Here is a 7351-nt window from a genome sequence, read left to right as displayed (position 1 = left end):
ATTAGACCCCGTTTCCAAGGCTTATCCCAGAGCAAAGGACAGGTTATCCACGTGTTACTCACCCGTTCGCCACTCATCCCCACCCGAAGATGGTTCAGCGTTCGACTTGCATGTGTTAAGCACGCCGCCAGCGTTCGTCCTGAGCCAGGATCAAACTCTCCAACAATGAATGAATTCGATCAGACTCGAATAATCTCAAAGAAACCCAAACAGGGTAACATAAAGAACTACTAACTTAGCTCACTAGCACACTGTTGAGTTCTCAAACAACACGAAGCTGTTTCTTGTCTCCTGAGAGCGACCTCTACCGCGTTGGCTTTTCGCCCCGCCGGCCCGGTCTCCCTGGCGACGAAAAGAAGATTACACACCGGGTAAATCGGCCCCGACAGGGGGTCCCCCTAATGGGAAAACCCCAGTACAGAGCAGGTGCGCGGGTCACTCAGGGCGGTCAGTCGGCAACCGAGGTGGTGCCGGGGTTGCGGTCAGCCCCGCCTCTTCTCGAAGGACGCCTCGCTGACGCCCACACGAACGGGCAACCGAGGGGCACTCGGGCAAGCCGGCCCGCAGTACCCGGACGAGGAACTCCGCCAGGTGTGGACCTCCGCGCGCCGCTGGTGCCCCTCGCCTGCCCAGATTGTCGTCCGTGCTCGGCTCGCTGGGTGTGAGTTGCGGCGCGCGGTGGTAGCGGGCAACCTCGGGCACCATGCCGCGCTTGCTGATCGTGCACCACACGCCGTCGCCGAACCTGCAGGCGATGTTCGAGGCCGCCGTGTCCGGCGCGACCACCGACGAGATCGAAGGCGTCGAGGTCGTCCGCCGTCCCGCGCTCGGCGCGACCGCGCCGGACGTGCTCGACGCCGACGGCTACCTGCTCGGCACTCCGGCGAACCTCGGCTACATGTCCGGCGCACTCAAGCATTTCTTCGACCAGGTCTACTACCCCTGCCTGGACGCGACTCGGGGCCGGCCGTTCGGCTACTACGTGCATGGCGGTAGCGACGTCACCGGGGCGGTGCGCGCGATCGAGTCGATCACTACCGGCCTGGGCTGGGAGCAGGCGGCGGCAACGGTCACGGTCACCGGGGAGCCCACGAAGGCGGACCTCGAAGCGTGCTGGGAGCTCGGCGCCACGATCGCCGCAACGCTCTCGTAACCGGAACTGGACCTGGAACTTCTACTGACCCGGCACCCCGCCCCCGTACCAGCGACGCCCGGCGGTCGCCTGGGAACGGGCACAGCGGTTCATTACCGACCCCGGCTCGGCCGGGCGTCCGTTCGCCGACAACTACACGCTCGTGACGACGTCGGGGACCACGGGCCAGCCGGGTGTGTTCGTGGTGGATGGGCGAGCGCTGACGGTCAACGTCGCGTTCGGCGCTCGGATGCGATGCACCTGGCTGGGTGCCTCCGGGCTGGCAAAGGTGCTGGCCCATGGCGGCCGGCTGGCCATGGTGGTCGCCACCGGTGGCCACTTCCTAGTCAGCGCGGGATCACAGCGCGTGTTCTCCGGTGCCCTGGGCGGCAAGATGGTCCGCTTCTTCTCGGTGCACGCGCCGCTGGAGGAGTTGGTGGCCGGACTCAACGAGTTCCGGCCCGCGATCGTCATCGGCTATGGCAGTGTGCTGTCGATGCTGGCCGGTGAGCAGGAAGCCGGGCGCCTGCGCATCTCCCCGGTGCTGGTGGAACCCGCAGGTGAGAGCCTGACGCCGGAGGCTCACCACCGCATGGCGACCGTCTTCGGAACCAACGTCCGCAGCGTCTACGGTGCCACCGAGTGTCCCTTCCTCACCGACGGCTGCGCGCACGGTTGGTACCACGTCAACAGTGACTGGGCGGTGCTCGAACCCGTCGACGCCGACTACCGGCCCGTTCCGCCGGGCGAACTCTCACACACCGTATTGATCAGCAATCTCGCCAACCGGGTTCAGATTCCCGGGGTCAGCCTGTTCCAACTCATCCAGACCACGTCGACGACCCTGCGGGTCCGGCTCGCCTGCGCCGCGGACGCCGACGCCGATCAGGTGTAGCGCGCGGTATGCGAAGGGCTGACCGGCATGCTCGCCGATCGCGGCCTCAGCCACGTCGAGCTGCAACGGGCCACCGAACCACCCCAGCAAAGCGACGGCGGCAAGTTCCGGCCGGTGATCCCGTTCGCACACAGCACGGAGAAGGCGGAGGCGGATCAGTGACCGCACATCCTGACCAGGCCGCGCCCCGCAACGGACTGCGGGAGCGCAAGAAGGCCAAGACGCGTGCCAAGATCCGGCAGCACGCGCTACGGCTGTGCGCCGAACAAGGCTACGAAGCGACTACCGTCGAGCAGATCGCCGAGGCCGCGGAAGTCTCGCTCAGCACGGTCTTCCGCTATTTCCCGACCAAGGACCAGCTCATCGTCTCCGACGGCTACGACCCGGTCGTCGTCGACGCCTTCCGAGCCCAACCGGCCGAGCTGAAACCGCTCGAGGCGGTTCGGGCCGCTTTTCGGGCGGCCTTCCGCGACATGTCCGCGGAAGAGATCTCCGAGCGTCGGGAACGGCAGGCCCTCGTCCTCGCCGTCCCCGAACTGTGGGCGGCCAGCCTGACCAACATCAAGCGAACTCAACGGATGCTCGCCGAGCTGGTGGCCGAACGAGCCGGGCGCGAGCCCGACGACCCCGCCGTCCGCACTTTCGCCGCCACCGTGTTCGGCATCACGCTGTCGGTGTGGCTCAACTGGGCGGAAAATCCCGACCTCGACGCCATGACGGCGCTGGACGAAGGCCTGGCCTACCTGGAACAAGGACTACCGCTGTGAATGCTGCGCGTCTCGACGATCCTTCGCTGCTGCGATAGCCCGCCCGGCTGATCGTGAGGACGTCTCGATCGAGCATTGACCTTGTCTGTGCCTGGGCGAGACGGCGGGAGGAACTACTCGTCGCCGCTCGACCACGCTCGGTGTCGCCATCGGCGGCACGCTCCTGCTCACCGCCTACGGTATATCGATCGCGCAGGCCGATAGACTTTCCTTTACAGCCGGCACCACCTGACGTAAAGGAAACCGTTCTCGTGCCCGAGTACCTGCCGACCGCGCCCTACCGGGGGACCAGGGATTTCCTGCCCCCGGAGATGTCCGTCCGGATGCAGGTGTTCGGCCATCTCTACGACGTCCTGGAGCGGTACGGCTACCTGCGCTACGACGGGCCGCTGATGGAGTCCGCCGAGATCTACGAGCGCAAGTCGGGCCAGGAGATCGCCGACCAGCAGCTCTACACGCTGACCGACCGGGGTGACCGGCGGCTCGCGTTGCGGCCGGAGATGACGCCGACGGTCGCGCGGATCATCGCGGGCAACGCCGGTTCGCTGCAGTTCCCCGTGCGCTGGTACAGCCACCCCAACTGCTTCCGCTACGAGCGGCCACAGCGAGGCCGGGTGCGGGAGCACTGGCAGATCAACGCCGACATCTTCGGCTCCGAGAGCCCCAACTGCGAGATCGAGATGTTCGAGCTGGTGCACGACCTGCTCCGGTCGGTCGGCGCCACCGAGGACATGTTCCGGGTGCGCGCCAACGACCGGAACCTGCTGTCCTCGGCGCTCACCGACCTGGTCGGCTGCACGGCCGAGCAGTTGCCGCAGGTGTTCTCGCTGGTGGACCGCTGGGAGAAGTACGACCGCGATACGCTGGCCGGGCAGGCCGAGACGATCGGGCTGGCGGACAAGCAGTTCGAAAAGCTGGGCGACGTGCTCGGCGCCGGGCTCGCGCTGCTCGACGAACTGCCGGCGCCGGTGAAGGAGGCGTCGAACCTGGTGCGCGTGCTGGAGAGCGACGCCGCCGGGCTGGTGCACTTCGACCCGATGATCGTGCGGGGCCTGGCGTACTACACGTCCACCGTGTTCGAGGTCTTCGACGTTTCGCCCGAGAACAACCGCGCGCTCTTCGGCGGCGGCCGGTACAGCGACCTGGCGGGCATGTTCACCAGCCAGCAGATCACCGGCATCGGTTTCGGCATGGGCGACGTGACCCTGATGGACTTCCTGGCCACGCACAGCCTGGCGCCGTCCCCGCGAAGCGAGGTCGACGTCGTGGTGATCCCGGTCTCCGAGGACCTCGGCGGCGCGGCCCGGCAGGTGGCGACCCGGCTCCGTGGCACGGGCCTGCGCACGTCCACGCCGCTGGAGCTGCGCAAGCTCGGCAAGGAGCTGGCCAAGGCGGACAAGGCCGGGGCGCGCGCGGTCGTCATCGTCGGCCGCGAGGACTGGGACAGCGGAAACGTCACCGTCCGTAGCCTCGCCACCCGTGAGCAGCGACAGGTCCCCCTCGACGAGGCCCCCACCGCCGTCGCCGCGCTGCTCGCCGAATAGGGCCCGTCCTCGCCGGACGCGTTTTGGCGAACGGCGGAGCCCCCTTCGTGCAGTACCGGAGTGCATGAGTGACCCGTTCCTGCCGAATCTCGTCAGTAACGGGTCACTCATGACCGGGCCACCTTGCAAACGGCGGCCAGGGGTGTTACTTGCCGGCGGCGCGGGCCAGTTGCTCCGGGTAGCGGGCGCCCGCCACACGGTCCACCGGGGCCGCCGCCTCGATGCGCTGGATGTCCTCGCGCGAGAGTACGAGTTCGCTGGCGGCGACGTTCTCCTCCAGGTACTTCCGCCGCTTGGTGCCGGGAATGGGCACCACGTCCCGACCTTGCTGCTGGACCCAGGCCAGCGCCAGCTGACCCGCCGTCACGCCCTTCTCCGCGGCGAGTTCACGCAGCGCTTCGACGATCGCCAGGTTGCGGTCGAGGTTGCCCTCGGTGAAGCGCGGCAGGCGGCGACGCAGGTCGTCGGCGGGGAGGTCGGTCACCGAGCTGATCGCACCGGTCAGGAAGCCCCGCCCCAGCGGTGAGAACGGCACGATCCCGATGCCGAGTTCCCGGCAGGTGGGCACGATCTCGGCCTCGATATCCCGGGTCCACAACGACCATTCGCTCTGCAGCGCGGTAATGGGATGCATGGCGTGCGCGCGGCGGATCGTCTGGGCGGACGCCTCCGAGATGCCGAGGTAGCGCACCTTGCCCTCCGCGACCAGTTCGGCCAACGCGCCCCAGGTCTCCTCGACCCGCTCGGTATCGACCCGGTGCTGGTAGTACAGGTCGATGTGGTCGACGCCGAGGCGCCGCAGGGACTCCTCGCAGCACTGCCTGACGTAGGCCGCGTCCCCGCGGGCCCGCTGGGCACCGTCGTCGTACACGATGCCGAACTTGGTCGCCAGCACGACCTGGTCCCGGCGGCCCGCGATGGCCCGGCCGACGAGTTCCTCGTTCGCGCCGTTGCCGTAGACGTTGGCGGTGTCGAGCAGGGTGACGCCGAGGTCCAGCGCCCGGTGGATAGTGGCGATCGACTCGTCGTCGTTATCGCGCACGCCGTACGCAGCGCTCATGCCCATGCAGCCCAGCCCTTGGGCGCCGACTTCCAGGTCACCGAGCTTCCTGGTAGGTATCACGCGGAAATTTCCTCCCTGACCGCGCCGCTGGAGAACATCCCCGCGCAGATCCGGTCGTAGTGGTCGATCTTGTAGTCGAGAACGTCCAAACAGGACTGAAGTTCGGCAATCCGCTCGCGCACCGAGCGCCGCTGCTCCACCAGGATGGCCATGCGCCGCGGTGCGGCGGCTTCGCCGTGCCGGCGTAACTCGGCGTACTCCCGCATCCTCCGGATGGGCATGCCGATGGTGCGCAGCTTGGTCAGAAACCGCAGCCAGGCAAGGTCGTCATCCGAGTAGGCACGGCGCCCCGCCGCATCGCGCTCCGGCGGCTCGACCAGCTTGATGCGCTCGTAATAACGGAGGGTGTCGATCGACAGGCCACTCCGTCGTGCAGCTTCCGCTATCGAGTAGCTCATGGCCCGACACTACGACCTGGAGTGCACTCCAGGTCAAATCCCACCAGACGGAACTCGAACCCTTGAACCGGGAACTCGGACGCCTGAACCGGGAACTCGGATGCCTGAACCGGGAACTCGGACGCCTGAACCGGGAACTCGGATGCCTGAACCGGGAACTCGGACGCCTGAGTCGGGGACACGCCGGGTCTCGGCGTGTCCCCGGTTCAGGACGGTGAAGTCCCGGTTCGGGACGGTGAGTTCGTGGGTGGGGAAGGTGAGTCACCGGGTGGGGGCCCAGAAGTTTTGGGCCATCACGTCCGTGGGTGGTCACCGGCACTCTTCCGGCCTGCTGGGCTCTTTTGGCTCGCACGGCTTTACGGGTTTGCCGTTAACCGAGCCGATTGCGATACCGGTCGGTGCGACGCCGACGGGTCCGAACTTCGGTTGGCGACATAGACACGACCGCCATCCGGAGTAACCACAAGACCCGTTGGTGTTTCGCCGACTGGAATGGTGTCCACCACGGTATTGGTCGCAGCATTCGAGACTCCTCAAAGCCACGTATAGGCATCAACAAGTTCCCTCTCGACAACGAAACGACACGATTTCGACACCCAAGCGTCAGCACAAAACGCAACCGTTTAGTCACCAAGAGAAAGATCGCGAGCGCACCCTGCCCCATCCCACGGCCCTGGGTACCGCCCCGGGTGACCGTCGACCGGGCAGGCCCACGGCACGACACGAGCCGGCATCCACGGATGCCGGCTCGCGATTGTTGTTCAGATGGCGCCGTACTGGCGGTCCCCCGCGTCGCCGAGGCCGGGCACGATGAACCCCGAGTCGTTGAGCCGCTGGTCGATGCTCGCCGTCACCACCCGGACCGGGAGGCCCGAGTCTTCGAGGCGTGCGATCCCTTCCGGTGCGGCAAGCGCGCAGATCGCGGTCACGTCGGTGGCGCCGCGGTCGGTCAGCAGCCGGATCGTGTGGACCATCGATCCGCCGGTGGCCAGCATCGGGTCCAGCACCAGGACCGGCCGGCCGGCGAGGTCTTCCGGCAGCGACTCCATGTACGGCGTCGGGTGGAGCGTCTGTTCGTCGCGCGCCAGCCCGACGAAACCCATCTGCGCGGCCGGGATCAGCTTGTGCGCCTGGTCGGCCATGCCGAGACCGGCCCGCAGGACCGGCACCAGCAACGGCGGGTTCGCCAGCCGGTAGGCGTCGGTGCGGGCGACGGGCGTGTGGATGCGTTCGGTGCGGACCGGCGCGTCACGGGTGGCTTCGTACATCAGCATGACGGTCAGGTCGTGTAGCGCGGCGCGGAAGGTGGCGCTGTCGGTCCTGGCGTCGCGCATGGTCGACAGCCTGTCCTTCGCCAGCGGATGATCGACGACGAGCACGTCCATGAGGCGTCACGGTAACACTGGTTTTCGCCGCAGCGTCACGCAAACAGCCCTCGCGATCCGCATCGCAATGTGAGCAGGCGGACACGATACGTTTTGATGACGTTTTT

At 67.1% G+C, this 7351-nt stretch carries 8 protein-coding genes and 1 rRNA gene; 5 read left to right on the top strand and 4 right to left on the bottom strand.

The window, feature by feature from the left end; translation table 11 throughout:
- Nucleotides 1–166 (bottom strand): 16S ribosomal RNA (locus tag A3CU_RS0131950); the annotation flags it as partial.
- Nucleotides 167–703: 537 nt separating this feature from the next.
- Here A3CU_RS0131950 and A3CU_RS0131945 point away from each other — a divergent pair.
- The 5 genes from A3CU_RS0131945 (at nt 704) to hisS (ending at nt 4338) form a co-directional block, all read left to right on the top strand.
- Entirely contained in the window at nt 704–1153 is a 450-nt protein-coding gene (locus A3CU_RS0131945; protein ID WP_027945682.1) for a flavodoxin family protein, read from the top strand.
- Between the two features lie 91 nt (nt 1154–1244).
- Nucleotides 1245–2027 carry an AMP-binding protein gene (locus A3CU_RS47745; RefSeq protein ID WP_156960662.1) on the top strand — a complete coding sequence of 261 codons (783 nt, stop codon included), beginning with the start codon at nt 1245–1247 and terminating at the stop codon, nt 2025–2027.
- Between the two features lie 27 nt (nt 2028–2054).
- Nucleotides 2055–2189, top strand: coding sequence for a hypothetical protein (locus A3CU_RS55270; RefSeq protein ID WP_281174169.1), 135 nt, complete (start codon nt 2055–2057; stop codon nt 2187–2189).
- Entirely contained in the window at nt 2186–2794 is a 609-nt protein-coding gene (locus tag A3CU_RS0131935; protein ID WP_027945681.1) for an acyl-CoA-like ligand-binding transcription factor, read from the top strand. The genes A3CU_RS55270 and A3CU_RS0131935 overlap by 4 nt, the downstream gene beginning before the upstream one ends.
- A 251-nt stretch (nt 2795–3045) precedes the next feature.
- Nucleotides 3046–4338 (top strand): histidine--tRNA ligase, encoded by a 1293-nt coding sequence (gene hisS / locus A3CU_RS0131930; protein ID WP_027945680.1) that lies wholly within the window; start codon nt 3046–3048, stop codon nt 4336–4338.
- Nucleotides 4339–4483: 145 nt separating this feature from the next.
- Here hisS and A3CU_RS0131925 read toward each other — a convergent pair whose 3' ends face one another.
- The 3 genes from A3CU_RS0131925 to upp all read right to left on the bottom strand — a co-directional run bounded on the left by A3CU_RS0131925 (nt 4484) and on the right by upp (nt 7244).
- A complete protein-coding gene (locus tag A3CU_RS0131925) occupies nt 4484–5461 on the bottom strand; it encodes an aldo/keto reductase (protein WP_027945679.1) in 978 nt (325 codons plus the stop codon).
- A complete protein-coding gene (locus A3CU_RS0131920; RefSeq protein ID WP_027945678.1) occupies nt 5458–5859 on the bottom strand; it encodes a MerR family transcriptional regulator in 402 nt (133 codons plus the stop codon). Before A3CU_RS0131920 ends, A3CU_RS0131925 begins: the two co-directional genes overlap by 4 nt.
- 761 nt (nt 5860–6620) lie before the next feature.
- Nucleotides 6621–7244: a uracil phosphoribosyltransferase gene (gene upp, locus A3CU_RS0131915; protein WP_027945677.1), complete on the bottom strand. Its 624-nt coding sequence runs from the start codon at nt 7242–7244 to the stop codon at nt 6621–6623.
- Between the last annotated feature and the right edge of the window lie 107 nt (nt 7245–7351).

The sequence above is a fragment of the Amycolatopsis taiwanensis DSM 45107 genome, assembly GCF_000519205.1.
In the GTDB taxonomy this organism is placed as follows: domain Bacteria; phylum Actinomycetota; class Actinomycetes; order Mycobacteriales; family Pseudonocardiaceae; genus Amycolatopsis_E; species Amycolatopsis_E taiwanensis.
This window is presented reverse-complemented; position numbering and strand designations above follow the sequence as displayed.